The 24,647-nt window shown below is 51.6% G+C and carries 27 protein-coding genes; 11 read left to right on the forward strand and 16 right to left on the reverse strand.

Features of this window, described 5'->3' with window-relative positions; genetic code table 11:
* Positions 1-22 precede the first annotated feature (22 nt).
* From nrdE to SD961_RS14095, 4 genes are all read right to left on the reverse strand, one after another.
* The gene (nrdE, locus tag SD961_RS14080; protein ID WP_318791142.1) at positions 23-2,128 is read right to left on the reverse strand and encodes a class 1b ribonucleoside-diphosphate reductase subunit alpha; all 2,106 of its coding nucleotides are present in this window, start codon (positions 2,126-2,128) and stop codon (positions 23-25) included.
* Between the two features lie 17 nt (positions 2,129-2,145).
* A complete protein-coding gene (nrdI, locus tag SD961_RS14085; RefSeq protein ID WP_318790976.1) occupies positions 2,146-2,556 on the reverse strand; it encodes a class Ib ribonucleoside-diphosphate reductase assembly flavoprotein NrdI in 411 nt (136 codons plus the stop codon).
* 4 nt (positions 2,557-2,560) lie between these two features.
* Complete coding sequence (gene nrdH / locus SD961_RS14090; RefSeq protein ID WP_318790977.1) at positions 2,561-2,803, reverse strand: glutaredoxin-like protein NrdH; 243 nt, start codon at positions 2,801-2,803, stop codon at positions 2,561-2,563.
* A 274-nt stretch (positions 2,804-3,077) separates the two neighbouring features.
* Positions 3,078-3,407 (reverse strand): DUF883 family protein, encoded by a 330-nt coding sequence (locus tag SD961_RS14095; RefSeq protein WP_318790978.1) that lies wholly within the window; start codon positions 3,405-3,407, stop codon positions 3,078-3,080.
* Between the two features lie 162 nt (positions 3,408-3,569).
* Here SD961_RS14095 and SD961_RS14100 point away from each other — a divergent pair, with 162 nt between their 5' ends.
* From SD961_RS14100 to SD961_RS14115, 4 genes are all read left to right on the forward strand, one after another.
* The gene (locus tag SD961_RS14100) at positions 3,570-3,905 is read left to right on the forward strand and encodes a DUF2002 family protein (protein ID WP_318790979.1); all 336 of its coding nucleotides are present in this window, start codon (positions 3,570-3,572) and stop codon (positions 3,903-3,905) included.
* A 155-nt stretch (positions 3,906-4,060) separates the two neighbouring features.
* Positions 4,061-5,479: an S-methylmethionine permease gene (mmuP, locus tag SD961_RS14105; protein ID WP_318790980.1), complete on the forward strand. Its 1,419-nt coding sequence runs from the start codon at positions 4,061-4,063 to the stop codon at positions 5,477-5,479.
* A complete protein-coding gene (gene mmuM, locus SD961_RS14110) occupies positions 5,466-6,401 on the forward strand; it encodes a homocysteine S-methyltransferase (RefSeq protein ID WP_318790981.1) in 936 nt (311 codons plus the stop codon). The genes mmuP and mmuM overlap by 14 nt, the downstream gene beginning before the upstream one ends.
* A gap of 108 nt (positions 6,402-6,509) precedes the next feature.
* The gene (locus tag SD961_RS14115) at positions 6,510-6,929 is read left to right on the forward strand and encodes a hypothetical protein (RefSeq protein WP_306211194.1); all 420 of its coding nucleotides are present in this window, start codon (positions 6,510-6,512) and stop codon (positions 6,927-6,929) included.
* 415 nt (positions 6,930-7,344) lie between these two features.
* On the opposite strand, the gene speG is transcribed toward SD961_RS14115, so the two are convergent.
* The 5 genes from speG to SD961_RS14140 form a co-directional block, all read right to left on the reverse strand.
* The gene (gene speG, locus SD961_RS14120; RefSeq protein WP_318791143.1) at positions 7,345-7,902 is read right to left on the reverse strand and encodes a spermidine N1-acetyltransferase; all 558 of its coding nucleotides are present in this window, start codon (positions 7,900-7,902) and stop codon (positions 7,345-7,347) included.
* Positions 7,903-8,042: 140 nt separating this feature from the next.
* On the reverse strand, positions 8,043-8,909 hold the full coding sequence (locus tag SD961_RS14125) for a nucleoside-specific channel-forming protein Tsx (protein ID WP_318790983.1): 867 nt from the start codon (positions 8,907-8,909) through the stop codon (positions 8,043-8,045).
* A 497-nt stretch (positions 8,910-9,406) separates the two neighbouring features.
* Positions 9,407-9,634, reverse strand: a complete 228-nt coding sequence (locus SD961_RS14130) for a DUF333 domain-containing protein (RefSeq protein ID WP_412916684.1) — start codon at positions 9,632-9,634, stop codon at positions 9,407-9,409.
* A gap of 126 nt (positions 9,635-9,760) precedes the next feature.
* On the reverse strand, positions 9,761-10,615 hold the full coding sequence (locus SD961_RS14135; protein ID WP_318790984.1) for a PA4780 family RIO1-like protein kinase: 855 nt from the start codon (positions 10,613-10,615) through the stop codon (positions 9,761-9,763).
* Positions 10,616-10,905: 290 nt separating this feature from the next.
* The gene (locus tag SD961_RS14140; protein WP_318790985.1) at positions 10,906-11,652 is read right to left on the reverse strand and encodes an SDR family oxidoreductase; all 747 of its coding nucleotides are present in this window, start codon (positions 11,650-11,652) and stop codon (positions 10,906-10,908) included.
* A 99-nt stretch (positions 11,653-11,751) separates the two neighbouring features.
* Between SD961_RS14140 and SD961_RS14145 the strand changes: the two genes are divergently transcribed.
* The 3 genes from SD961_RS14145 to SD961_RS14155 all read left to right on the forward strand — a co-directional run bounded on the left by SD961_RS14145 (position 11,752) and on the right by SD961_RS14155 (position 15,241).
* On the forward strand, positions 11,752-12,702 hold the full coding sequence (locus tag SD961_RS14145; RefSeq protein ID WP_318790986.1) for an AraC family transcriptional regulator: 951 nt from the start codon (positions 11,752-11,754) through the stop codon (positions 12,700-12,702).
* A gap of 407 nt (positions 12,703-13,109) precedes the next feature.
* Positions 13,110-14,369, forward strand: a complete 1,260-nt coding sequence (locus tag SD961_RS14150; RefSeq protein WP_318790987.1) for a diguanylate cyclase domain-containing protein — start codon at positions 13,110-13,112, stop codon at positions 14,367-14,369.
* Positions 14,370-14,755: 386 nt separating this feature from the next.
* Positions 14,756-15,241, forward strand: a complete 486-nt coding sequence (locus tag SD961_RS14155; protein WP_318790988.1) for an Hcp family type VI secretion system effector — start codon at positions 14,756-14,758, stop codon at positions 15,239-15,241.
* Positions 15,242-15,500: 259 nt separating this feature from the next.
* On the opposite strand, the gene SD961_RS14160 is transcribed toward SD961_RS14155, so the two are convergent.
* Positions 15,501-16,028: a DUF2778 domain-containing protein gene (locus tag SD961_RS14160; protein ID WP_318790989.1), complete on the reverse strand. Its 528-nt coding sequence runs from the start codon at positions 16,026-16,028 to the stop codon at positions 15,501-15,503.
* A 992-nt stretch (positions 16,029-17,020) separates the two neighbouring features.
* Here SD961_RS14160 and SD961_RS14165 point away from each other — a divergent pair.
* The 4 genes from SD961_RS14165 to SD961_RS14180 all read left to right on the forward strand — a co-directional run bounded on the left by SD961_RS14165 (position 17,021) and on the right by SD961_RS14180 (position 20,205).
* Complete coding sequence (locus tag SD961_RS14165) at positions 17,021-17,551, forward strand: hypothetical protein (protein WP_318790990.1); 531 nt, start codon at positions 17,021-17,023, stop codon at positions 17,549-17,551.
* Between the two features lie 241 nt (positions 17,552-17,792).
* Entirely contained in the window at positions 17,793-18,329 is a 537-nt protein-coding gene (locus tag SD961_RS14170; RefSeq protein ID WP_318790991.1) for a GNAT family N-acetyltransferase, read from the forward strand.
* 252 nt (positions 18,330-18,581) lie between these two features.
* Positions 18,582-18,959 carry a hypothetical protein gene (locus tag SD961_RS14175; protein WP_318790992.1) on the forward strand — a complete coding sequence of 126 codons (378 nt, stop codon included), beginning with the start codon at positions 18,582-18,584 and terminating at the stop codon, positions 18,957-18,959.
* Positions 18,960-19,251: 292 nt separating this feature from the next.
* Positions 19,252-20,205, forward strand: a complete 954-nt coding sequence (locus SD961_RS14180; protein WP_318790993.1) for a hypothetical protein — start codon at positions 19,252-19,254, stop codon at positions 20,203-20,205.
* 235 nt (positions 20,206-20,440) lie between these two features.
* Here the strand turns inward: SD961_RS14180 and SD961_RS14185 are convergent, their stop codons facing one another.
* Genes SD961_RS14185 through SD961_RS14210 form a run of 6 tightly spaced genes read right to left on the reverse strand, consistent with a single transcriptional unit; the run spans position 20,441 to position 24,403 of the window.
* Complete coding sequence (locus tag SD961_RS14185) at positions 20,441-22,759, reverse strand: primase-helicase zinc-binding domain-containing protein (RefSeq protein WP_318790994.1); 2,319 nt, start codon at positions 22,757-22,759, stop codon at positions 20,441-20,443.
* A gap of 9 nt (positions 22,760-22,768) precedes the next feature.
* Positions 22,769-23,104 (reverse strand): DUF5375 family protein, encoded by a 336-nt coding sequence (locus SD961_RS14190; protein WP_318790995.1) that lies wholly within the window; start codon positions 23,102-23,104, stop codon positions 22,769-22,771.
* Positions 23,094-23,363 (reverse strand): hypothetical protein, encoded by a 270-nt coding sequence (locus tag SD961_RS14195; RefSeq protein ID WP_067709579.1) that lies wholly within the window; start codon positions 23,361-23,363, stop codon positions 23,094-23,096. The genes SD961_RS14190 and SD961_RS14195 overlap by 11 nt, the downstream gene beginning before the upstream one ends.
* Positions 23,360-23,887: a host cell division inhibitor Icd-like protein gene (locus tag SD961_RS14200; RefSeq protein WP_318790996.1), complete on the reverse strand. Its 528-nt coding sequence runs from the start codon at positions 23,885-23,887 to the stop codon at positions 23,360-23,362. Before SD961_RS14200 ends, SD961_RS14195 begins: the two co-directional genes overlap by 4 nt.
* 13 nt (positions 23,888-23,900) lie before the next feature.
* Positions 23,901-24,149, reverse strand: a complete 249-nt coding sequence (locus SD961_RS14205) for a hypothetical protein (RefSeq protein WP_318790997.1) — start codon at positions 24,147-24,149, stop codon at positions 23,901-23,903.
* Positions 24,146-24,403 (reverse strand): AlpA family transcriptional regulator, encoded by a 258-nt coding sequence (locus SD961_RS14210; protein WP_318790998.1) that lies wholly within the window; start codon positions 24,401-24,403, stop codon positions 24,146-24,148. The genes SD961_RS14205 and SD961_RS14210 overlap by 4 nt, the downstream gene beginning before the upstream one ends.
* Positions 24,404-24,647 lie beyond the last annotated feature (244 nt).

Here is a 24,647-nt window from a genome sequence, read left to right on the forward strand (position 1 = left end):
CAGCTCGCCCCTGGTAGTGAGCTTACAGCGAGCAGGAAACGCAGCCTTCAACTTCGGTCCCCGTTAGCGCCATCTGGCGCAGGCGAATGTAGTAAAGCGTTTTGATGCCTTTCTTCCAGGCGTAGATTTGCGCCTTATTAATATCCCGCGTGGTGGCGGTATCACGGAAGAACAGCGTGAGCGATAATCCTTGATCGACATGACGGGTAGCCTCAGCATAGGTGTCGATAATCGCCTCCGGCCCGATTTCATAGGCATCCCGGTAGAACGCCTTATTGTCGTTAGTCATAAACGGCGCAGGGTAGTAGACGCGGCCCGTTTTGCCCTCTTTGCGGATCTCAACAGGTGAGACGATAGGGTGGATGCTGGAAGTCGCGTGATTGATATAGGAGATGGAACCTGTTGGCGGAATGGCCTGCAGGTTCTGGTTATAAATCCCGTACTTCATCACCGCGTCACGCAGCTGCAGCCAGTCCTGCTGGTCCGGCAGCGTAATTCCGGCGCGGGCAAACAGCGCAGCGGCTTCTGGCGTGCGGGGTTCCCAGCGCTGCTCGACATATTGTGCAAAATAGTCGCCGCTGGCATAGCGTGAATTTTCAAATCCGGCAAAGCGCTCGCCGCGCTCGCGGGCAATCAGGTTGGAAGTACGCAGCGCATGATAAGTAACGGTGTAGAAATAGAGATTAGTGAAATCCAGCGCCACCTCAGAGCCATACTGAATTCCCTCACGTGCCAGATAGCCATGCAGGTTCATCTGTCCCAGGCCAATCGCATGTGACTGAGCATTTCCCCACTCAATGGAGGGCACCGAATGGATATGGCTTTGATCGGAAACCGCAGTCAGGCCACGTACTGCCACCTCTACCGTGCGGGAAAAATCAGGCGAGTCCATAGTGTGTGCAATATTCAGCGAGCCGAGATTGCAGGAGATATCCTTGCCGATGCGGCGGTAGCTCAGGTCGTCATTATATTCGGTAGGGGAGTTCACCTGCAGGATCTCCGAACAGAGGTTACTCATGTTGATCCGCCCCTGAATCGGGTTTGCACGATTTACCGTGTCTTCAAACATGATGTAGGGATAACCTGATTCAAACTGGATCTCCGCCAGCGTCTGGAAAAACTCGCGTGGATTGATAAAGGTGCGGGCGATGCGTTCATCTGCCAGCATCTCCTGATATTTTTCACTGATGCTGATATCGGCAAAAGGCAGGCCATAGAGTCGTTCAACGTCATAGGGCGAAAACAGCGCCATAGGCTGGTTGCGTTTGGCCAGCTCAAAGGTCACGTCCGGGATCACCACGCCTAATGAGAGCGTTTTGATGCGGATTTTTTCGTCGGCGTTTTCACGCTTAGTGTCCAGAAAGCGGAGAATATCGGGGTGATGCGCGTGCAGATAAACCGCTCCGGCACCCTGGCGCGCGCCCAGCTGATTGGCATAGGAGAACGCATCCTCCAGCATTTTCATTACCGGGATCACGCCCGATGACTGATTTTCGATACGCTTGATGGGCGCGCCCGCTTCACGCAGGTTGGAGAGCAGAAAAGCCACGCCGCCGCCCCGTTTGGAAAGCTGAAGAGCTGAGTTCACCGAACGGCCAATTGACTCCATATTGTCTTCGATTCTCAGCAGGAAGCAGGAGACAAGCTCGCCGCGCTGCTGTTTTCCACAGTTCAGGAAAGTAGGCGTTGCAGGCTGGAAACGACCCGCCAGCATCTCCTCCATCAGGGAAATCGCCAGCGACTGGTCGCCTTTTGCCAGCGTCAGCGCCACCATGCAGACCCGCTCGGTGAAGCCCTCCAGATAGCGTTTGCCATCAAAGGTCTTCAGGGTATAGCTGGTATAAAACTTCCACGCCCCCAGAAAGGTTTTAAAGCGAAAGCGGCGTTGGTAAGCCTGTTCAAAGAGCGTGTTCACAAATTCAAACGGCCAGGCGTTTAGCACCTCTGCTTCGTAGTAGCCTTCAGATACCAGGTATTGCAGGCGCTCGCTTACTGAGTCGAACTGCACGGTATTTGGCAGCACATGCTGAAGAAAATAGTGGCGTATCGCCTCTTTATCTTTCTCAAACTGAATGTTGCCGTCGGCATCGTACAAATTGAGCATCGCGTTCAGCGAGTGATAATCCAGCGCGGCTGGATTGGGGGTTATAAGCGTGCTGTCTGTTGCTGCCAAAATTGGGTTACTCCCTGGTAGACGTTATTGATGTCGTCGGCGGTGCCCAGCAGCTCAAAGCGGTAGAGGCAGGGCACCTGGCATTTTTGCGCGATGATGCTGCCAGCCAGACAGTAAGCCTCGCCAAAATTGCGGTTTCCGGCGGCAATCACGCCCCGGATAAGCTGGCGATTACTGACATCATTTAAAAATTGAATCACCTGCTTAGGCACCGCGCCCCGACTGCTACCGCCGCCGTAGCTTGGCACCACCAGGATATAAGGCTCAGCCAGTTGCAAACGCTGACCGATATCAAGAGGGATGCGACGAGCGGGCAGGCCGGTACGGCTGACAAAGCGATGCGTGTTTTCAGACTGGCTGGAAAAATAGACCAGTGTGGACATCGGCTTAGCTCTCTGATGCGGCAAGCTGGCGGAGCGCAGAAATTTTATCCGGGCGGAAGCCGCTCCAGTGATCTTCTGCTGCCATCACTACCGGCAGCTGGCGATAGCCCAGAGATTTCAGCGTCTCTGTTTCACCCGGCTCCTGGTCAAGGTTAATCAGCTGATATGCCAGGCCCTGCTTATCCATCGCATTTTTTGTCGCATTGCACTGGACACAGTTGTTCTTAGTGTAAATAATAATGCGCATGATTCGTATTCCTCTTTATGGCCCTTTTTGGCCTCATCTGGCACACTTTTTGCTGATGAATCGTGCCGACTGAAAACTATATGTAGTGGTTATGCTGTTGAGGTAAATACTAGATATAGTGGTTTGATAATGCAACCACACAAGAGAAAGGTTTTTTCGTTTCTGGAAGCGTATGCATGAGGAGACCTTGCCAGGCGGGGGATAGCAGAAATTTACGCAGGCAAAAAAAATCCCCACACCTTAAGGCATGAGGATCGGACGGACGACTGGGGGATCAGTGACGGGATGCGGTGGTCGTGGCGATTAACGCACCTATGACAATACCCACAGCGGCACCAATACCTACGCCATGCCATGGATTGTCCCGGACAAAGGTGTCAACCTGATCGCCAGCATCTTTAGCAACCTGGGTGACCCGACTCTGACCACCATTAAGTTTTGCGCGCGTTTCTTTTAGCAAGGCCTCGGCACGGGAGCGTGCACCGTCCACTTCATCTTTGGTTTTGCTACCGTAAGATTTCAGCAGATCGTCTAAAGTATCGGCCAACTGAGAGACATCCTGGTTAATGTCGATATCGTCATTTTTTTTGGTTCTGTTAAACATTTTTCTCTCCCTAAGAAATGAAACGTACTATTAACTATAGACTATCTGTAACTTTTTAAGTGACCCGGACCGAAAAGCGGGGCGTTTATGGATTAATCCGAAAGCGCTCTGCATTCACGCTGTTGTAAGGTTGCAGGGTTGTCACGTTTTAGAGGAATTAGCATGTATTTACGCCCTGATGAGGTCGCTCGCGTACTGGAGAGAGCGGGATTTGAGATGGATGCGGTCACGCCCAAGGCCTATGGCTACCGCCGCGGCGAGAACTATGTTTACGTTAACCGCGAAGCGCGAATGGGACGCACGGCGCTAATTATCCATCCCACGCTGAAAGAGAAAAGCCACACTTACGCGCATCCGGCGTCTGACATGAAAACCTGCGAGCATTACGTACAGTTCCCTATGTACCTGGCAGGAGAGAGTCAGGATCACTATGGTATTCCCCATGGCTTCAGTTCCCGCGTCGCGCTTGAGCGTTATATTGAGCATATGTTTGACTGATCCCGCATGTTTGATGAATTTTCAGCGCAGGCCGCGCTGAAAAAACGCATCCCCACGCATTCTCCCCACACAGAGTACCGTTGCTTTCGTCCTGCAGAATCGGTATAACGCTGACCCCATGTGGAAGTTTAGACGTCTATACGGATAAATCAGCGATGCAGCAAGAGACCTCCGATACAAAGCAGCAGTTTAAGCGCAGCATGAAGGCCCGCCATCTGGTGATGCTTTCATTAGGCGGCGTGATTGGCACCGGCCTGTTTTTCAATACCGGCTATATCATCTCTACCACCGGTGCGGCGGGGACGCTGCTGGCCTATCTGATTGGCGCGCTGGTGGTTTATCTGGTGATGCTAAGCCTTGGCGAACTGTCGGTGGCCATGCCTGAAACAGGTGCCTTCCACGTCTATGCTGCACGTTATCTCAGTCCGGCTACCGGTTATACCGTAGCCTGGCTTTACTGGCTGACCTGGACCGTGGCGCTCGGCTCCAGCCTGACGGCGGCAGGATTTTGTATGCAGTACTGGTTCCCGGACTCGCCCGTCTGGCTCTGGTGCCTGCTGTTCTGCGCGCTGATCTTTATGCTGAACGTGGTTTCATCGCGCTTCTTTGCGGAGGGGGAGTTTTGGTTTTCGGTGATCAAAGTGGTCACCATCCTGGCCTTTATTATCCTGGGCGGCGGCGCGGTCTTCGGATTTATTCCCCTGAAAGATGGCAGCAGCGCGCCGTTCTTTCATAACCTGACCGCATCCGGCTGGTTACCGCACGGTGGTCTGCCGATCCTGATGACCATGGTTGCGGTCAACTTTGCCTTTTCCGGCACCGAGCTGATTGGCATCGCAGCGGGGGAAACAGAAAATCCCCATAAAGTTCTGCCGCTGGCGATCCGCACCACCGTTGCCCGGCTGATCATCTTCTTTATCGGCACCGTGCTGATCCTGGCCTGTCTGATCCCGATGGATCAGGCCGGGATCGTCAAAAGCCCGTTTGTGCTGGTTTTTGAGAAGATCGGTATTCCTTACGCTGCGGACATTTTCAATTTCGTAATCCTTACGGCGATCCTTTCAGCGGCCAATTCCGGCCTCTATGCCTCAGGAAGGATGCTCTGGTCGTTGTCCAATGAGCAGACTCTGCCCCGCTGTTTTGCCAGATTAACGCCGCGAGGCATCCCGTTAACGGCAATTTCAGTGAGTATGCTGGGTGGCCTGCTGGCGTTGTTTTCCAGTGTAATCGCGCCTGATACCGTTTTTGTGGCGCTCTCTGCCATCTCCGGTTTTGCGGTAGTGGCTGTCTGGCTGAGCATCTGTGCTTCCCACTTCTTTTTCCGTCGTGCTCACCTGAAGGCGGGAAGAGCGCTGTCTGACCTGAAATATCGCGCTCCCTGGTATCCGGTAACGCCGGTACTGGGCTTCCTGCTCTGCCTGTTGGCCTGCGTCGGCCTGGCTTTCGATGCAGAGCAGCGCATTGCGTTATACTGCGGCCTGCCTTTTGTAGCCTTATGCTACGCGGCCTATTATCTGACTCAGAACGTGAAAAAACGTGAGCTGGCAAAGGAGAGCGTACATGCCCCTGAATAATCACACCGTAAAGCAGCTGGTGGCTGCGGGTCTGGTCCTGGATGGTGCCATGGCAACCGAACTGGAAGCGCGCGGCTGCGATCTGACCGATTCACTCTGGTCGGCAAAAGTACTGATTGAAAATCCTGAGCTTATTTATCAGGTGCACTATGACTACTACAACGCCGGGGCGCAGGTAGCTATCACCGCCAGCTATCAGGCCACGCCGCAGGGCTTTGCAAAACGTGGGCTGACAGAAGCAGAGTCGCTGGCGCTGATTGCCAGAAGCGTAGAGCTGGCAAGCCGCGCAAGGAGTGACTATCTCTCTGTTGCGCCGCAGCCAGGCAATCTGCTGGTTGCAGGCTCGGTAGGGCCTTATGGCGCCTTCCTTGCCGACGGTTCTGAATACCGCGGCGACTACTCGTTACCGCAGGCGGAGATGATCGATTTCCACCGCCCGCGCGTTCGCACTCTTATTGACGCCGGAGCGGATATCCTTGCCTGCGAGACGCTGCCTTCTTTCCAGGAGATTCAGGCGCTGGTGGCCCTGCTGGCTGAGTTCCCTGAAACGCCAGCCTGGTTCTCCTTCACGCTGCGTGACAGTGAACACCTCAGCGACGGCACCCCTTTACAAGAAGTCGTCGCCCTGCTGGAGAGTTGCCCGCAGGCAGTGGCGCTGGGGTTGAACTGCATCGCACTGGACCAGGTCACTGCTTCTCTGCAAACGCTTTCACGGCTGACCGCTAAACCGCTGGTGGTTTATCCTAATTCTGGTGAGCAGTATGATGCGGTCAGCAAGAGCTGGCATAGCGACGCCTCCACCTGCAAGCTGAGCGATAATCTCGCTGCCTGGCAGGCTGCCGGTGCAAAACTGATAGGCGGCTGCTGCCGGACAACGCCTGCGGATATAGCTGCCATCGCGCAACGCTGCCATTCACAATAACCTGCTGACAATTTGTCTTATTACGCCCGTATTTTTCGGGCGTAACAGATGAAAACCCGTCACACTCCGCTTAGACTATTCTGAATATTTGATGAAGCAGGAAGGCTAATGAAAAAGCTGTTACTGGCGCTGGCTTCAGCGTGGTTATTGAGTGGTTGCGCGACAATCGTAGGCGATCAGTCGCAGGATATCTCGATTCAGACCTGGCCTCAGGGTGTCAGGTTTGTGGTTCAGGATGAGACGGGACGAGCCGTGGCGGAAGGTTTTACGCCAAAAACGGTTTCGCTGTTGAAGTCTGACGGCACTTATCTGGGTAAAAAGAAGTACACATTGCAGCTGGAACGCGCTGGTTATGTCCCTCAGACCATCCCCCTGGAAGAGAGAGCCAACCTCTGGTATATCCTCGGCAATATTCCGCTGGGGGGAATTCCCGGCTGGCTGATTGTCGATCCGTTTAACGGCGGCATGTACAACATCCATCCGGAAAAAGTGCAGACTATTATGAACCCGGTCGGCGCGCGCGGTTAATCCTGCTGGCGGAAACGAGTGCTCCCGACGGTACGGAAAGAGCCAGTTTCACTGCATAAGGGTGAAAACGACGCTATTGCAGAAGCAGATTTCAGGCAGGCAAGCGAGACGCTTCGCTCCAGAACAGACCGGCTAAAGGTTGTCATGCTGGCCTTGACGGGCAAGCGCATTCTGAAGATGCAAAAAGGTCAGCCTGTGGCAAAGAGTGAGAGCGTGGTTCACTGTATCCAGGCCACTTAAAGCGGAGAAAGAGGATGTTTCTCCGCTGTAGTTTTGCACCCTGGTCGGCTGCTGTATTTTCCCTTCACCAGACTACAGTTGCATTCCCTTTACAGGACGGCTGTGGTTCTCTCTTCACGAGTTCGCCTTTTGTATTCATTCTTTTGCTTCTGGCGGCTGGTATTGTTACAGCAAGCTATTGTGCGGTAGGTTTCACCATCGTATGGGCCGGTTTGTTCATGGCCAGGAATTGATGCTGGAAAATACACATGCGGATGGTGTTGCGGTATTCGCCATTGATAAAGAACTCGTGGATCAGCTCCCCTTCAATGTCGAATCCCAGTTTGGTGTAAATGTGGATCGCCTTCGCATTTTCTTTATCGACAATCAGATAGAGCTTGTAGAGATTGAGCACCGAGAAGCCATATTCCATCGCCAGCTTCGCCGCCTTGCTTGCCAGCCCTTTACCCTGATGGCTGGGGGCGATGATAATCTGAAATTCCGCTCGCCGGTGAATATGGTTGATCTCAACCAGTTCCACCAGACCCGCATTGGCTCCCTCATGCTCCACCACAAACCGGCGTTCACTCTGATCGTGAATATGCTTGTCATACAGATCTGAAAGCTCGACAAAGGCTTCGTACGGTTCTTCAAACCAGTAGCGCATCACGCTGGCATTATTATCAAGCTGGTGGACAAAACGTAAATCTTCGCGTTCAAGTGGACGAAGTTTCAGGCCGTCTCCGGCTGGCATTGCAGACATAAAAATTCCTTTGGCAGGGCAGGATCGCCACGGGAATTATACTTTGCAGGAGAGGGAATGGCACGATGGAAAGGGAGAAAGCACAACGCCAGCGCGTAAAAGCCGCTGGCGTTGATGAAGCGTTTAACCTGTCAGAAGTTGTATCCCACCACCAGATAGTAACCCCAGCCGGTAGATTTCACTTCAAACTGACCGTTGCCGAAGTTCAGCTCCTGGCCGTCAGCCCACTGTCCACCGTTGTGGAAGTAACGTGCCACCAGCGAGTAGTGCCAGTGGTCGTAACCCAGCGAGAGAATATGGCTGGAAGCAATAGAGTTGCTGGTACGGGAAGAGCCGCCTTCATCACGCAGATCGGAACCCCAGTCGAAGTTAGTGAAGCCGACATAGCCCAGGTTACCGCCCCAGAGCTGGGTGATTGGAACGAAATATTTCACCTTAAAGCGGTAGCCGTCCCAGCTGTTCTCGTTTGCTGCACCGTAGTTTTCCCACTGGTACTTGGCATAAACGTTCAGCGACAGGCCGATATCGGAATGAGTATCGATATCCGTGCCAAGGCCCATATACCAGGTGTTCTGGCGGTTATCGCTGTTACGGCCCATATCGTAGATATAGTTGTTAGCAAAATACCACTCTTTAAACGGCCCGAAGCTCAGATCGGTATTCGTCAGCTTATCAATGGAGAAGCGCGGTTCAATCTCCATAAACAGCGGGGAGCCGTGGTCGAAAATACCGTTAGCATTGGAGTTGCCCACGCCAAAAAAGTTGGTGGCATCTACGTAGCCGTAAAAGTCGAACCAGTCCTTTTTGGCAAAGGCTTCATATTCCAGATAAACGTCGTTATTGAACTGCGGTCCGAAGCGGGTGTGATAGCTTCCCACCACGTTGACGCTCTGATGCCACCAGTCGGAAACGTATTCCGGCGATGCGGTCGCGGCAGTTGAAGAGGCACTATAAGAGAGCGCAGCCAGGGCGCCAGCCATCAGAATTTTATATTTCATTATATTACCACATGCTTAATGACCATTTTCTGCAGCCACTGCGATGGTCTTGTTAAGTCGTCAACAGGAGAGAGAAGGGTGACTGTTTACACAGCATAAAACACCCACGCCGAATGCTGCGGCAGTGTGCCGCTATCCGCGCTTAAGGAAATAGAGTTAGCTCACACTTGTCAAACCTTGTTTCATTTCACTTTAATTAAAGTGTGATATGAATCACAAAATCTTTAGCCGTATGGCTGCACAGAGCGAAAGGGTAGCAGCAGGGCTTTTCACTGTCAGGAAAACGTTTGCTTGTCATAAATGGATGGGGCGGGAGCCAGGATGGCAAAATTCTGCGGGCAGAGAGGATAATTTAAAGCTATTCAGCAATAAGTAAATCTTATGAATAAACGGCTGAAAACGACATTCAGAAGAGCGAATTACTACGCTTTGAGCAGGCAGGGGGGCATTGAATGAAAAGGATTGCCTGCCCGGCAGGGAAGTACTGCCGGGAGAGGTTATTTAACTGCCTTGCGGTACAACGCCCATTCCTCTATCCGCTCGCCATTCGGCAACGTGCAGTAGCTGCTGGTACCCACTTTAGTTTGCACGCTGTCCAGTTTGCCACCCTGTTTCTGACAGTAGACGGAAGCGGGATTGGCCATACCCGTTTCAGGCTTAGCGGGTTGCCTGGACGAGCAGGCTGTTACGGCCATTGTGACGATAAGTAGTGGAAAAATTTTCATACAGGCTCCTTCAGCTGAAAAAACAATTTTAGCAGCTCGTTGAAAGAACAGGTTCAGCCTGCGTCAAACCGGGTAAATACCTTTCCGCTTCATAACAGAGAAGAAGCTGAAAAAGGCACGCCAGCCTTAATCCTCATCACGCTCTCTGTTTGCGCGCTGACGTTCATAATACTCATCTTCAGCCGTGATGATTTCATCCATCAGCGAGTCCATATCCACTTCATGCTCTTCTTCTACAAAGAGTCCTGTCAGCGGCGTTTCTGGCGTGAGTTTGCCGTCTTCGTACAGCAGCCAGATTTCCTTCGCATAACGCGTTTTCAAAAGCTGCGGGGCGAACTGCCCGTAGTAACCGGTAATATTATTTACATCACGCTCAAACATCGATTCGGCATGATTGTTTGCGGCGGCGTCTACAGCCTGGGGAAGGTCGATAATGACCGGCCCTTCCGCATCCAGCAACACGTTAAACTCCGACAAATCGCCATGCACAATGCCGGCACAGAGCATACGCACGATGTTGCGGATCATGGTATTGAAATCGGTAAGCGCTTCTTCTTCCGACAGGCTCACATCGCTGAGGCGTGGAGCAACGGCACCCTCTGCATCGGTAACCAGCTCCATCAGCAACACACCATCTATGCAGATGTAAGGTTGTGGCACGCGCACCCCGGCGTTAGCCAGGCGGAACAGAGCGTCCACCTCAGCATTATGCCAGGACTCTTCCTGCTGCTTGCGGCCGAATTTCGACCCTTTTTGCATGGCGCGGGTATTACGGGAATTACGGACTTTGCGGCCTTCCTGGTACTGCACGGCCTGCTTGAAGCTGCGCTGAGCGGCATCTTTGTACACTTTGGCACACTGGATCTTGTCGCCGCATAAAACGGTGTAAACATCTGCTTCTTTACCGCTTTTCAGCCGTTGAAGCACATCGTCGACTAAGCCATCATCGACCAGAGGTTGGATTCTGTTTGGGATTTTCATACGGCTTTATACCTTATTTCATCCTTTTTTCGTATCAATAACATAGCCGGAGGGAGTGAGATAGAGGATACCAGACACAGAAAAGCCCACAAGGCTTTCACCTTGTGGGCTTTCAGGATTTCGTTGAATGGGGCTGGTACCTCTAATGCCGCCTGTGGTGGGTTTGCTTCATGTCAGTAACGGACGCAGGGGGTGACTAATATCAGCATTATTAACACGAGCACCCAGATGAAACGACCCTCTGGCAAAGTGTCGCTGATATTTACCAGAGCAGCCGCCGGGCTCCAGAGTTAATAGTCCTCGTTCGCTAACGCCACCGCATCTTCTCCCGCAGGAATACGCATTGGCGCATTGGGATCGGTGGCGGCACGCCATACTGCTTCCGCCACATCGATGGCTTTGGTGGTGGGTTGCGGTTGCTGCATATTTGTAAACACGTTATCCAACAGCGGTTGATAAGCCTCAAGCTGGGTGTTTTCCATGCGCGGCAGGGCGTTTTTGCCGAAATCAGTGGTCGGTGCCAGCCCCGGCAGAACCAGACGCACGTTGATGTTGAACGGCTCCAGTTCCAGCGCCAGCGATTCCGTAAAAGCATTCACAGCCGCTTTGCTTGCCGTATATACAGCCAGCAATGGCAGAGATTTTAGCGTCACCGTAGAAGTGACATTGATTACCGTGCCGCTTTGTTTGGCGCGGAACTGCGGCAGTACAGCCTGCGTCAGTGCGATAGTGCCCAGCGTGTTAGTTTCAAACACGTCTCGTACCGTCGACATAAGCGTACCTTCAAGCGATGCCAGCACACCAATTCCGGCGTTATTCACCAGCACATCAATCTCTCCTGCTTCAGCGACAGCCTGCCTGATGCTGTCGGTATCAGTGACATCCAGCGGCAGCAGACGCAGATTTTCTGAATCTGGAAACAGTTCGGCAACTGGATGGCGCATGGTAGCAATGACTTTCCAGCCGCGCTCAAGAAAGTACAGTGCAGTTTCATGACCAAAGCCTGTAGAACAACCGGTGATTAGAATCGTTTTCATATCTCGCTCCTGCCTTGTAGAGAGGTAAGCGAACACTATATAGTGATTCTGTTGGACTGACTGTCATGCTCAGTCCAGCATTCATTCGCAGGAGTCCAAATGATCGATCCCCTGGCAGAAATAATGTCGTTGCTGCAACCGCAAGCAGCCTACATAAAGCGCGTATGTGCTAATGGCCGCTGGCGCGTAGAGCGCGGTGAAACCGGCCAGCCGTTCTACTGCCTGGTACTGGAAGGGCGTAGTCAACTGAAGATGAAAGGGCACCCACCGATTACGCTGGAGCAGGGCGACTTTGTGCTTATCCCTGCGGCGTGGGAGTTTTACATGGCCAGCGTTGGACCTCAGGCAACCGATATACCGAAAACTACACCGCAAATGCTCGCGCCTGGTGAATTCTGGATAGGCGATCCTGAACAACCCGCCGAAGTGCAAACTTTGATTGGTTATTGCCAGTTCGGCGCGCCCGATGCCGGATTAATAGTCTCGTTACTGCCGCAGTTTATTCATGTACAAGGTGAGTTGCGTCTGTCCATGTTGGTGCAACTGGTGATGGACGAATGCCGTGCTCAGCGTCCGGCGCGCCACGTAGTAATAGAGCGATTGCTGGAGCTGTTATTAATCGAAGCGTTCCGCTCGATCACGATTTGCAATGCATGCCCGGGCGTGATGGGAGGATTGGCCGATGAACGGCTGACGGCGGCGATCCGTGCCATTCACGCCAGACCAGCGCATAACTGGACGGTGGCTGAACTGGCGAAAGCCGCTGCTCTTTCGCGTTCCGCATTCTTTGTGCGCTTTCGGGAAACCGTTGGCGTAGCGCCGATGGCTTATCTGCTAACCTGGCGGATGGCGTTGGCTAAAAATCTCTTACTCAGCAAAAGCATGGCGGTGGCTGAAGTGGCTGAGCGCGTTGGCTATCGCTCCGCCAGTGCCTTCAGCGTTGCGTTTAGCCGCTATAGCGGTATTTCGCCTGTAAAATATGAGAGGGAGCAGTTACAGGAAAATGAGCGCTCTGATGTTCCGAGCCTCTTACAGACTGTGAAAGAGTAATACCAGCTTTGGATAGGGGATCGCCAGAGGGCACCTTCCTGAATAAGCGAATCTATGAGGATACCAACAGCGGGTAATCGCGCGGCAAAGACAGATTAAACAGCCTCTGTGTTCGCAGGTTTCATTAAAGATTGTGGGCTAATCAGCCGATAAAGTCAGGCAAATACTGCTAATCTTGAATCCCAGCATTGCTCATATTTCGCTCACTTTTGCGGGCAAAATGGCACCATAGAAACGGTGGCTGAACATGGCGCAATGTCAGTCACCGCTCATGACCGACACTCACGTAACTAAGCACCTCTTACCGCTTCTCAGGTTTGGGGACGGTAATGACGGCGGTCATGGGGTCTGTAACGCCTGGTATCGAGCTTGTTCAGTAGCGTCAGCAAACAACGGATCCGACCATCATGAACACTGTAACTGAATCAACTCTTTCCGCCGTTTGGTTTACTGACGCCCAGGGCATCTGCATTGCCAGCCAGGAAAGCCCTGCTGGTCTGATACCTGCACTGAAAGGCGTCACGCTGAGTGCATGGCTAAGGCTTGCGCAGGCGGATGACGATGCGAAGATCGCGCTGCAACTCACTGCGGCACTGAAATTTGTGACACCTTTTCACATTGAAGTGCCGATTCATTGTCTGGACGGAACGACGCGGCGTGTGCTTGTTTCAGGTCTGCCGGACTATCCACCTGATCCTTCTCGTTTGCGGTACAGCGGCTTCATTCTTGATATCACCGGGCAGCGTAAAGCTCTTGAGGATGCGCTGCGCACGGCGGCGGAATATCGTCTGTTGATTGAAAACAGTACTGACCTGATCGCTCATTGCGATGCAGACGGCAGGTATGTTTCGATCTCGCCTTCTTATAGCAAGATGATAGGTTGGTCAGCCGATGAGGTGATAGGCCAGCGTGTGGTAGATTTCCTGCATTGCGACGACCGCGCATTGGCCACGGATGCACTTATAAATCTCTTTAATGGTGGCGTACAGCCAGAGGTTGTTGAGGTGCGGAAGCTACATCGCGACGGCCATTATATTATGCTTGGTACCAAAGCATGCGGGGTCCGCGATCCTTCCACGGGTAACAACATCGGAGCAGTGTTAATTTCGCGAGACATTACCCGCGACAAGGAAAAGATCCGGCAGCTTGAAAAACTGGCAACTCACGACACGTTGACCGGATTGCCTAATCGGGCATGGATCAACGAACAGATTGGCTGCATGCTCGCGCAGGACGAAGAGCTTGCCTACACGACCGTCCTGTTTATCGATCTGAATGGGTTCAAGGCGATCAATGATTCAATGGGGCACGCGGCAGGGGATCTCTTGCTACAGCATGTAAGCAAACGCTTACAACGCTGCATGCGCCCGGGCGAATCGGTAGCACGCCTGGGTGGAGACGAGTTTGTGGTTGCAGCAAAGTGCAGCAATCGCGAGGCGGCGTCAGCCATCGCCCAGCGCCTTATAGATAGCCTGAAAAAGCCCTTTACTATTAATGATATGGAATTAAGGATCAGGGCGTCCATTGGCATCAGTCTCGCGCGATTCGGAATGACATCGGCCAAAATGTTATTTGATAATGCTGATAAAGCGATGTACCAGTCGAAAGCACGAGGTGATGGGTCATATCAATTTTTCGAGCCCGCAACGCGGTCGCTACGTGATTAAGATAGTCTGATTTACTTTCTGTGCACGTGAATGGCTCATCAAGGTGCTCTTTATCCTTATCGATGTTATTGCCCGGGTTAAGATCCGTTTAGGGCAAGCGTCTCCATCATCTGATAACAAATCATTATCAATGGTTTCAGAGGGGAATGTCAGGATGGGCGAATGTTGTCTCGTAATGGCATAGGCTAATGATGACTCTGGTATATAAAATAATAATTATAATTCTTACAGTTATGGCTATTCCAGCTTGGTTTGACTAGCACAAGGTGCCCAGCATATGCCGGGCTTTTTGCGTCACAATGTTCCTGGACTACATTGTAAGTATGAAATGTCTGCTTATGTGGGTATAGTAAGTATTGGTACTTAATGGAAAAGGAGTTTTTATTATGCCAATACCGGCTTATTTATGGCTGAAAGATGATGGGGGCGCTGATATTCATGGCGCCGTTGACGTACAAAACAGAGAAGGAAGCATAGAAGTTATTGCCTTTTCTCATGGTGTAAACTTACCAGTAGACGCTGCCACAGGGAAAATAACAGGGAAACGTACCCATGCCCCTGTTTCTTTTGAAAAAAAATTTGATTCATCCAGTCCATATCTTTATAAAGCAGTATCAAAAGGCCAGACGCTTAAAAGCGCTGAATTTAAATGGTATCGTATTAATTATGCAGGTCAGGAAGAAGAATACTTTAATATGCTTCTTGAGGGTGTAAAAGTGGTATCAGTAAATCCAGGAATGCCTAATGCTAAAATGGCTGGCATGTCACATATTAACCATATGGAATCTGTATCGCTAATGTATGAAAAGATTACATGGAAATATTGTGACGGGAACATTATTTTTAAAGATAGCTGGGAAGAAAGAGTTTGATAAAAAGCCGGGTTTAGCCCGGCATTAATTATTTTTGTTAAAAATTTTCCTTTCAATCAGATTTATAATCATTAAGTGAATTATTGATGTAATGATAGCACTGCTGAATAATAGCGCTATTCCTATAAATCCTTCCACATCACTTTCACCGAACAAAGCGGCAGTTCTGTTCCAAAAATCGTAGCTTTCCTCAGATACAGGGACTGATGGAATAGATAAAAAATATATGAGGATATACAAACCAATCCACGACGTTAGTTTAACGCCCGCCGGAACACGTCTCGCTTCCATTCAAAATTACCTCAATCACACCGTAAGACAGAAGGCCATTAGCCAGTTTTACCTGCTGAGTGGCTAGCAAAGCCTGCCGGATCGATAAGAAGTCGGTGCGATGCTGTAGCGTAATGCAACCTAACGATATACCAAGCGGACCAGGGGGATGTAACCTGAAATTCCCCCGCTCCACACCATTGATCCAGGTGTGATCGTCAATTCTTCCGTCATCGCGATAAAGGGCAAACCATTCATATTTGATAACAGGCTGCTTAGTTGGCCACGAATAAAAATCGTGAAGATCGGTGCGTATTACGCCTTTCCAACCGCCAGTCGGGCGCTTAACTATATGATAACGTCCATCCGGGATCGGCCCCAGACTGGGTACGCCAATACATCCAGCACGGTTCCGGTAATGGTCTTTGCCAGAATAGGCGAGGAATGTACCGATGCCATACATATAGAGGGGGGCGTAGTCGGCGTCACCGATAATAAATTTTCCGTTTATGGTCATGATGCTCAATCCTTAAGCTTAGAGGAAGGTCAACCACCTGTAATGCATTCCGGATAATGATTGCCCATGTAGAGCAAAACGTTTATCCATAATTAAGGTAAGGTTATTTGCTCGTTGTGTAAACAGCAAAATTGTTTGTGTCGCGTTTACATCGCAAAATGAATTGTGCTGTTTTAAAAAAGTCTTTTGAGGAAAGTAGTTCTTACAGTTTGGGCTGAGCGTCACGGTATGAACGTCAGGTATGCCGTTACGGATGCTGGAGTGGTAGATTGCTGTATTGGCGTGTAAAGGGGTGTATACGCTGAGTATGGCGCTGAATGCCTGCATGGAAGAAGGACTAAACGCCTTAATGACAGATGTATACCAATAATCATCGGCTTAAGCAGTAGCACTTCTGAAGATCACAGACACAAAAAAGCCCTCAAGGCTTTCACCGTGTGGGCTTTCAGGACTTCATCGAGTGGCTCTGGTAACCATCGACCAAGAATTTGGGCTGGCGGAATCTGAATTTTTTCATCAAATTTATGTTTTTATTCAATTTTTTCTAATTCAACTTTGGTTGGTATACCTAAGCGTATACCATTACCGTTTTGTCTGTACTTTTCGACAGCTGATAAGTTAAGACTGCATGAAACTAAATGCTCAGGTTATCTTCAAAAAAAAAATTTTTATGAAAAAGTGTTCACCCTGTTCACCTTTGATTTTTATTGTTAATAATCATAAAGTTACTTGGTGATCACTTAGATTGGTACTCTTCACCACTCTTCACCCGAGGTGAACACCATTCACCTTCAGACCTAAAAGTATGATGGCAATGTTTGGATTTTCGTCCATTCCGGAAGATGGCCGGTTTCACTGCTTGGCTGAAAAGAACCTATCGCCTACGTTGCAAGTCGGCTTTGAGCGAGAAGCGGAAGTTCACATTTGTTCTCACGATTGATCGGTCTCTTGCCGATAACAGATCGAAAACTCCTAATAGCTAGGAACGTAAGATGACGTACGGAAAAGCCGGCTGGCTGCTGCCAGCCCTGATGATATACGCCGTCGGTGTTGGAGCAGCCACGCCGGAAGAAGTGGAACGGTTCGAGACGGCCCAGCCGCCGGGCACAGTATCGATCTGCCGGGGCGAAGGCTCGCTGCAGGCCGGGATACACCGCATGACGCTCAGAAATTATGTGCGCAAAACGGTGTTGTCCGTGCGCAACGGTCGATTGCGCACGCGCGATGAGAACGTCACCGCCGCAGACGGCCTGGTTTACGCCCGCTATATCTTTGAGACAGTTTCGTGGCTGGACGAGGATGCCGAAGTCTCGGAGATTGATCCGGACAGCATCCGTGTTACCCTGCCAACCAGCGAGACGGAGGCTGGAAAGATAGCCCGTTTCGTGCGCGCCATAGGGACCCAGCGCCTGCAGTTTGAGGACGTCGACGCTAGCCACTTTCCAGAATGGGATGTGGCGCCAGCGCGGGACGACCCGACCGGGATGCGCTATCACTGCGGGCCCGAAGGCAGCGCAGGTTAATGTGCTCACCTCTGGCTAGTTTGCCCGGGACAAATACGAGGTTTTGATTTGCTACCCATTGATGAGCGTAGCGTCCGTTTCTGGCTGTGTGTTGCATCCATCGGTTGAACTCACAGCGAAAAGCGGACTGTCGCCCCTAAATTTATCAAAAGCAATTACGCCAAAACGGAAGTGTGCTTAAATCAGTGTGCGTCCACCCATGGAAAGCAGATCAACCGTTATCACTACTCTGGAGGTAAGTTTGCGAGTTGAAACGAAGCGCATTCATCTTCGTCCCGTAATAGCTTCCGATGCAGCTGACCTTTTCAAAATCTATGGTGATCCGGCCACCAACATCTTTAATCCGGCAGGACCGTATCCAGACATTTACCATGCAAAAACGGTTCTGGATCGCTGGATTGATCATTGGGAGAACAATGGATTTGGAAACTGGGCAATATCGCTTCTCGCTGACCCTGAAATAATCATCGGTTTTGGTGGACTGAGCATTCTCAGCTATGCCGATATCACTATTAACAACCTTGGGTACCGCTTCGCCGCAGAAACATGGGGAAAAGGCCTGGCGACAGAATTTTCTGTATGCGCAGTGAGATATGGGTTCGATGAGATCAAACTGACGGAGATTTCTGCCGTCGTTAGAGGAGACCACCTGGCATCGCAAAAAGTTCTCGAAAAAACGGGTTTGAAATACATCAGAGAGATTCATGACGTTAAAGATGAACCACCCAGTCAGCTGTATTCTTTCACGTTGAGTGAATGGCTAAGCAGATCAATGTGAACATATTGCTCACCCGTTCATTAGCGCGCTACAGCGCTTCACTAAAGCTGTGGTGGTCAACTCACCGATCCCCAAGCTGGTTAAGCATGCAGCATTATTACTTGTGTTCCTGCGCTAAAATACCATCAGAAAGGCACTTGGGGCAGTTATGAGCGAATAGCGGACAAGATGATAGTTAAAAGAGAAGTAAAGTTAGATAACATAAACAGTAGGTTATATTTTTAATTAATACATAATAGGTTTTTCGATTTGATGAAAACAATATTAACAGTACTGGCAAAAGGGAACGCCAAAGATAGGCTGGCTGTTATCGCCGATATAGCAACCCTTGCGGGCGTATCAGTAGCAACGGTCACTGCTGGGGTTTTAACCTTGGTCGCTGGGACTGGCAAGTTGAATGTAGAAAATTTTTTTGGAGCGACAATTTTATCTCTTACTGGACTAGCTGTAGGTTGCTGTTTGGTAGCCGGATTCATCTGGGTTGTAGTCAAATTGTCTAAACCGTGGGGAGCGACACGCGGAATTCAGAGCTTAGTAATGTGTGCTGTCTGGCTGATGTTCATCATTATTGTATTATTTGCAGTTATGTTTTTTTACAGCCTAATCTCCTCTTTAAGGGTTTTATTATAAAGCGACTTAAGGTATATCAGTGCTATTTATGTCCGCTCCTTGCAGATAGTGAACAGAAACGACAGTCAGGTCTGTTATGAGTGGAATCGGACATATTAGTTCAACCTGTTGTTCGTTATGCTTTTTTTCATCACCTTTTATTAGCTATCTTAATGACAATTTTTGATAAAGTGAGAATTCGACCGTGCCTTATAAACTAAACAAACTACTTAGCAGAATATTCCTTAAATTGATTTTGCTTTGTTTGGTCCTGACATTCATAAACATGATTTCATTTAAAAGCATTAAGTTTATGGCCGCAATACAACCAGTATTCATAACATTAGCTGTTATGTGGGTGTCAGTTCCGTTAGCAATATCTGTTGCAATTTTATATCCAAGGGCTTGCAAACATTTTAAGATGAAAAGTTGGCGTTTGGTAGTGGAAATAAGGAGATACTATAACCTCACGCCAATTAATAGATTTGTTTTATATGTTGGATCTATGGCATTTATGGTTTCTTGCCTCAGCCAATTTTTATTCGGTGGCGATTCTTTCTTCCTAACAGGATTAGCTTTTGTAGTAATGAGTGCTTCTTTTGCAATTGATATATATAATCGCTCTGTTTATATCTTTAAGAAAATATGGTCAGGATTATTAGGGAAGACCATAATCACATTGTTAGCAGCACTGTCATTTGTCATCACCAATTATTTATCTCGACGTTGGATCTATATCACTACAGATCTCGATCCTAAATTCTTCAGTGACTTTACTAATGTAGTTAGCATTTTCTTCACTCCACTTGCGTATCTAATTCTCGTTGGGATTTTTTCATTGGTGATCGTCATTCCTGAATTCATTGGAATAGCTTTGATGGCTTTATTCACCCCCATTAAGGAGAATTTCCTAAGAAATAAATTCAAAAAGCTAGCGAACTTATCAGTGAGGATGAGAACAGGAAAGCGAATTGAAAAGCTTACTTCATCCGAACTGGTTTTACTAAACTCTAGGGTTCTGTTTTTTAGAGTTTTTTCATCACCTATTTTCGTCTGCCTTATTTTTTATACGTTCTCATGGGCAAACAGCATCACGGGCTCCTTTTGGGATACAACCGCAAGGTCAGGTTTAGTTAATTATTATTACCATGCCGAAGGAACCAGTCCTATATCTAAAGCTAGGCATTACAACTATGATGGAGAAAAGCTTTCCACAGCTATATTTAATGGAAGTCGATGGGAGTTTTTCTCTTTTAATAATAAATGATAATTCATCAATCGCAATTACTGTTAAAATATAATATTATTGGGTTGAAATAGCATGCTCCAAGAAACCAACCAACCAACCATTCATGGAGTCCCAATATTCCTAAAGATAAGATGTTCCAAGTATTATTACTTGCTCTCTTCCCTACGTTCCCCATTGATTACCAATCAGAGTTTTTGTAATGTCCGCTTTTGGCACAAACCGGCCGGAGCCGGTTTGTTGTCTATCATGTGGCTTATGCATCGCAGCGCGGCAGCCAGTCCGCTTCGCAGTCTTCGCTCAGCTCCAGGCTGGTCTGGATACCGTTCTTTGTCTTGCGCTTCAGCAGCTCTATTTCGTACTCCTTGAGCGTCTGCGGCACCGCCTGGCCGAACGCCGTCAGGCTCATGGGATGCTGATGGCCTCTGGCCTCCATAAACGATAAATAGGCATGGTAGAGGTAGCGGCGCGGGTTCATCGGCCGGATATTGGCGTTGCCGATAAACAGCCCGGTCGGCGTGCTGAGCGGCGTCAGGTAGCCGCAGAAGTCGACCAGCGGGTCGGCGCTGCGCTTGATTTCCAGCGCTTCCTCTGACGACTGCTGCGCCTGCAACAGTTCGCGGGCATCGTCAGGGCGTGTGAAGCGCTGCATCAGGTGGCGCACGATAACCGCCAGCTCACCGGCAATCTTCTCCAGCAGCTGCGGGTCACGTTCGTTTGCCGGTATCACGTCCGGGAACGGCAGGATAACCCGCCGACGCGACACGCCGCCGCTGCGGTCGCTGAAGCGCATCGGATTGTTATTCACCGCCAGAATTACCGCCGGGATGTGGGTTGAATAGGCGTCGCGGTACTTCGGGTCAATCGCCACGGCGTCACCGCCGGTAATCGCTTTGATGCCCGCGCCGTCGCCGCTCCACTTCTCCTGGTCCGGCAGGATAATCAGCGAGTAGCCTACCACGCTGGCACGTTCCCGTGACGACTCCAGCGTGTCGATGGTGGCCGCCGTGGTGTTGTCTTCGCCTGCCAGCAGGCGGGCAATCGAGGCCATCACGCTTTTCCCGCTGCCGCCGGGGCCGGTCACCTCAAGGAACAGCTGCCAGTCATAGCGGTTTGCCAGCACCATAAATAGCGCCGCGAGGATACGCTCCTGCTTTGCCTCATTACGTCCGGCCGCCCGCGTCAGCCACTGCCAGAAGTGCGGCGCATCGTCGGCCAGATTTTCGCCCGCTTTTGGCGTAGTGTAATCGACGCTGTTAATGGTGCGGAGCCAGTTCTCCTTACGGTGTGGGCCAAAAGTGCCGGTTGCGGTATCGAATACCCCGTTACGGAAACCAATCAGCCGCCGGGCCGGTGCGCCCATCTGCGGCACCATCAGCTTGAGCGTATCCACAATGCCGCCGATACCGGTGGCGGAGAACGGCGCGCGCACCTTCTGAAACAGCGCGGCGATTTCCCGGCTCAGCACGCGGTACGGCAGCACCTGCCACGCGCCGCCCTCGTAGCGGCACAGGTCTTCACCCACAACCGGCACGGCCAGCGTGTTAAGGTAGTGCGCGGCCAGCAGCTCGGCCTTCTGGCTGGCGCTCATCGCCTTCAGGTCGGCCTCGCTCACCGACTCAAACGGGCTGAGCGCTTTCGGCTGGGCGAAAGCGGTCAGCATCGCCTGAGTGGTGATTTCACCTTGTGCCTGATAGATATCGTTCCAGTCGCCGGTCACGGGCGGCAGGGCCGGTTTGCCGTTACAGCGCTTCGCGGCCGCTTCGGCACGCAGCTGGCCGGTGCCATTCTCGTCATTGTCGGCGGCAATCATTATCAGCGCCTCCGGGTATTCGGCATGCAGGCGCTCAGCCAGCGCGGGCAGGTTATTGGCACTTAAGGCGACGTAAACCGCCTGGCCGGTAAGCTGGTGCACCGTCAGGCCGGTGGCGTACCCTTCGGTCATCCAGAGGACGTCTCCCGGCTCGCCCAGGCGGTGGAAGGCCTCTTTTACCTGTCCGCCCGCCAGCGTGCGTTTGGTGCCGTCAGCGTTAATCAGCTGGGCGTTAACCGTTTCGCCGGAAATGCCGGTCAGCGGCACCAGCAGGTCACCGGGCTGATACGTGGTGTCGCTGATATGCTTTGAAGTTGTCAGCGTCAGGACAGAAACGTCAGCCAGCCCTTTATCTGTCAGGTAGGCATTACCTGTGTGTGCTTTCGCACCGGCAATAAGCCGTGCAGCCTCTTTTGCGGCGTTAAGGCGCGCACGCGCCTTTTCTTCGTCGGTTTTCTCTGTGGATGTCTGAACCAGCTTAACCGGCAGCGTGCCAACCAGGTCAGCCACCCGGCAGGCGGCTTCCTTTGTGTTGACGTCCAGCGCCTTTTCAACCAGCGCCAGACCGTCGCCCGCGCCACACCGGTTGCAGACCCACGTCCCGCGCCCGGCCTGATTATCAAAGCGAAAGCGGTCTTTGCCGCCGCAGACGGGGCACGGCGAGTGCTGACCGGCGGCGTTAATGCTGATGCCCAGCGCGGGCAGCAGCTGAGGCCAGTGACCGGCAGCAGCGCGCACGGTGTCGGTGACGATATGTTTCATGCGGCCTCCTTAATGCAGCGTGGCTTTGGACGCGGCCAGGCGGCCACACAGCAGTTCATCCATCATGGTTTCACCCATGCGCGTCAGTCGTGGCGCAGCGACCAGCACGTCGGGCTGCACCATTTCGCTGAGCATGGTGCAGGCCATATCCATGCCGTTTTCCGGGCCGTACTTACGCACGTAATAGCCTTCCAGCTCCAGCGCGATGGTCATCTGCACCTCGTCAAGCGAGGCGGAAACGTTGAGGCCGTACTGCTCACAAGCGCTCAGGTATCCCTGGGCAACGGCGCGGCGGTAAACGGCGGTGCGAACCTCAACGGGCAGGCAGGAATGATTAGTTGTCACGGGCGGAGACCTCCATATCGGTGAGCATGACGGATTCACAGGTGTTGACCACTTTACCCAGCTGGTCGGTGAGCAGCGCCACCACGGACGCCAGCGCATTGCCATCGGGGCCGCCGTGGCGGTTGCCGGAGCATTCGATAATTTCAAGCATATCGAGCACGGTCACACCGACGCTGTGGGCATGCTGAAGGCGCAGAAAATCGGCGTGGGGAATGGGATAGCTTGCATGTTGGTTATGTCGGGCGGAAAGGGTATTCATGCGGCCACCTCACAGAGCGGCAGACGACCGGCAAAGGACAGTACGTAATCGCGTGCCAGCAGGCGGCGGGCGGCGGATTCGGTTTCGGCGGTGGTGCGCAGCATGCAGGGACGGGCGGCGGTATCGGCACGGCGCACGGCAGCAAAAAGAAAGGTGAACTGCATGCGTGCAGAAATGAGGGTTGCGGCCATAGTGGCAGACTCCTTTGTTAGCTTGTAAAAGCTACCACCGGAGTTCCTACACTCATGGGTGGCAGCCCGGACGGGGGTAGGAATACCGGCAACAAAGGAAACCGGCCAGCCCGAAGGCTGCCCCGCCCGGGCCACCATTTTTCTGACGGCACAACAGCATAAGAACCGCTGCCCGATAAATGGGTGCACTGAGGCTACGACGTAAAAAAACACGCATGGCGCGTGTCGTGTCGCCTTTGTTTTGCTCGGGTTCCTACGCCCGGCTGCCGATTTTGCGGCAGCGGGGAAACTGTATACCGGCGGCTCGCCAGAAAAAAGGCTTTTTTTACGCATCGGGCCTTTTTCCTCAGCAATCGGTCAGGACGTGATCGGATTGCGGCGGATTTGATCGGAAGTTCACGCTTTGCGCACTCTTGCTTCCCTTTGCAGGCTTCGGCTGCTCAGTGAGCACGGAAATATGACCGTGACGGCCACTGGTAAACGCGGGCAGCGTGTTGGCTTTGCCACCGACGGCGGAAAGCAGGCTTTCGGCCAAGTATACGGCCTCTTCCTGGCTAAGCGGGTAGCTGCGGGTGCCAAAGTTGAGCTTAATCATGCCGCACCTCCGGCGCGCTGGGCGATACGGGCCTGCATCCAGCCGTCAATCTCTGACGCCAGCCAGGCAACGTTCTTACCGCCGAGAGAAATCTGTGACGGAAACTGCTCACGGCAAATGAGGTCGTAAATGGTAGAGCGAGACAGGCCGCAGATACTGATAACTTCCGGCAGACGCATAAAGCGATCGCGAGGGTATTGCAGGTCGTTCACGGACGGCGTAGTCGGGGTTGATCGTTGGACGGTGGAGAGCATGGTGTTACCTCATTTTGTATCCGGGTGGCGCTGGCCGGTTCCGGTCGTGTTGTGCTGGTAACCCCCTATTGTGAGAATATTTTTGCCCGTGTAAACAAGCCCCAGTCGTGTGGTGAATGAGCAAAAAGCGCCTGTAAATCAGCCATCAGGTCAATATCGGGCAATATAGGTCAATATGGGGCAGCAAAGCCCCGGAGCGAGAAGGTTAACCTGCAATGACGATTGATTACGGTGCATTAACCGG

Source organism: Erwinia sp. MMLR14_017 (assembly GCF_033657285.1).
Lineage (GTDB): Bacteria > Pseudomonadota > Gammaproteobacteria > Enterobacterales > Enterobacteriaceae > Erwinia.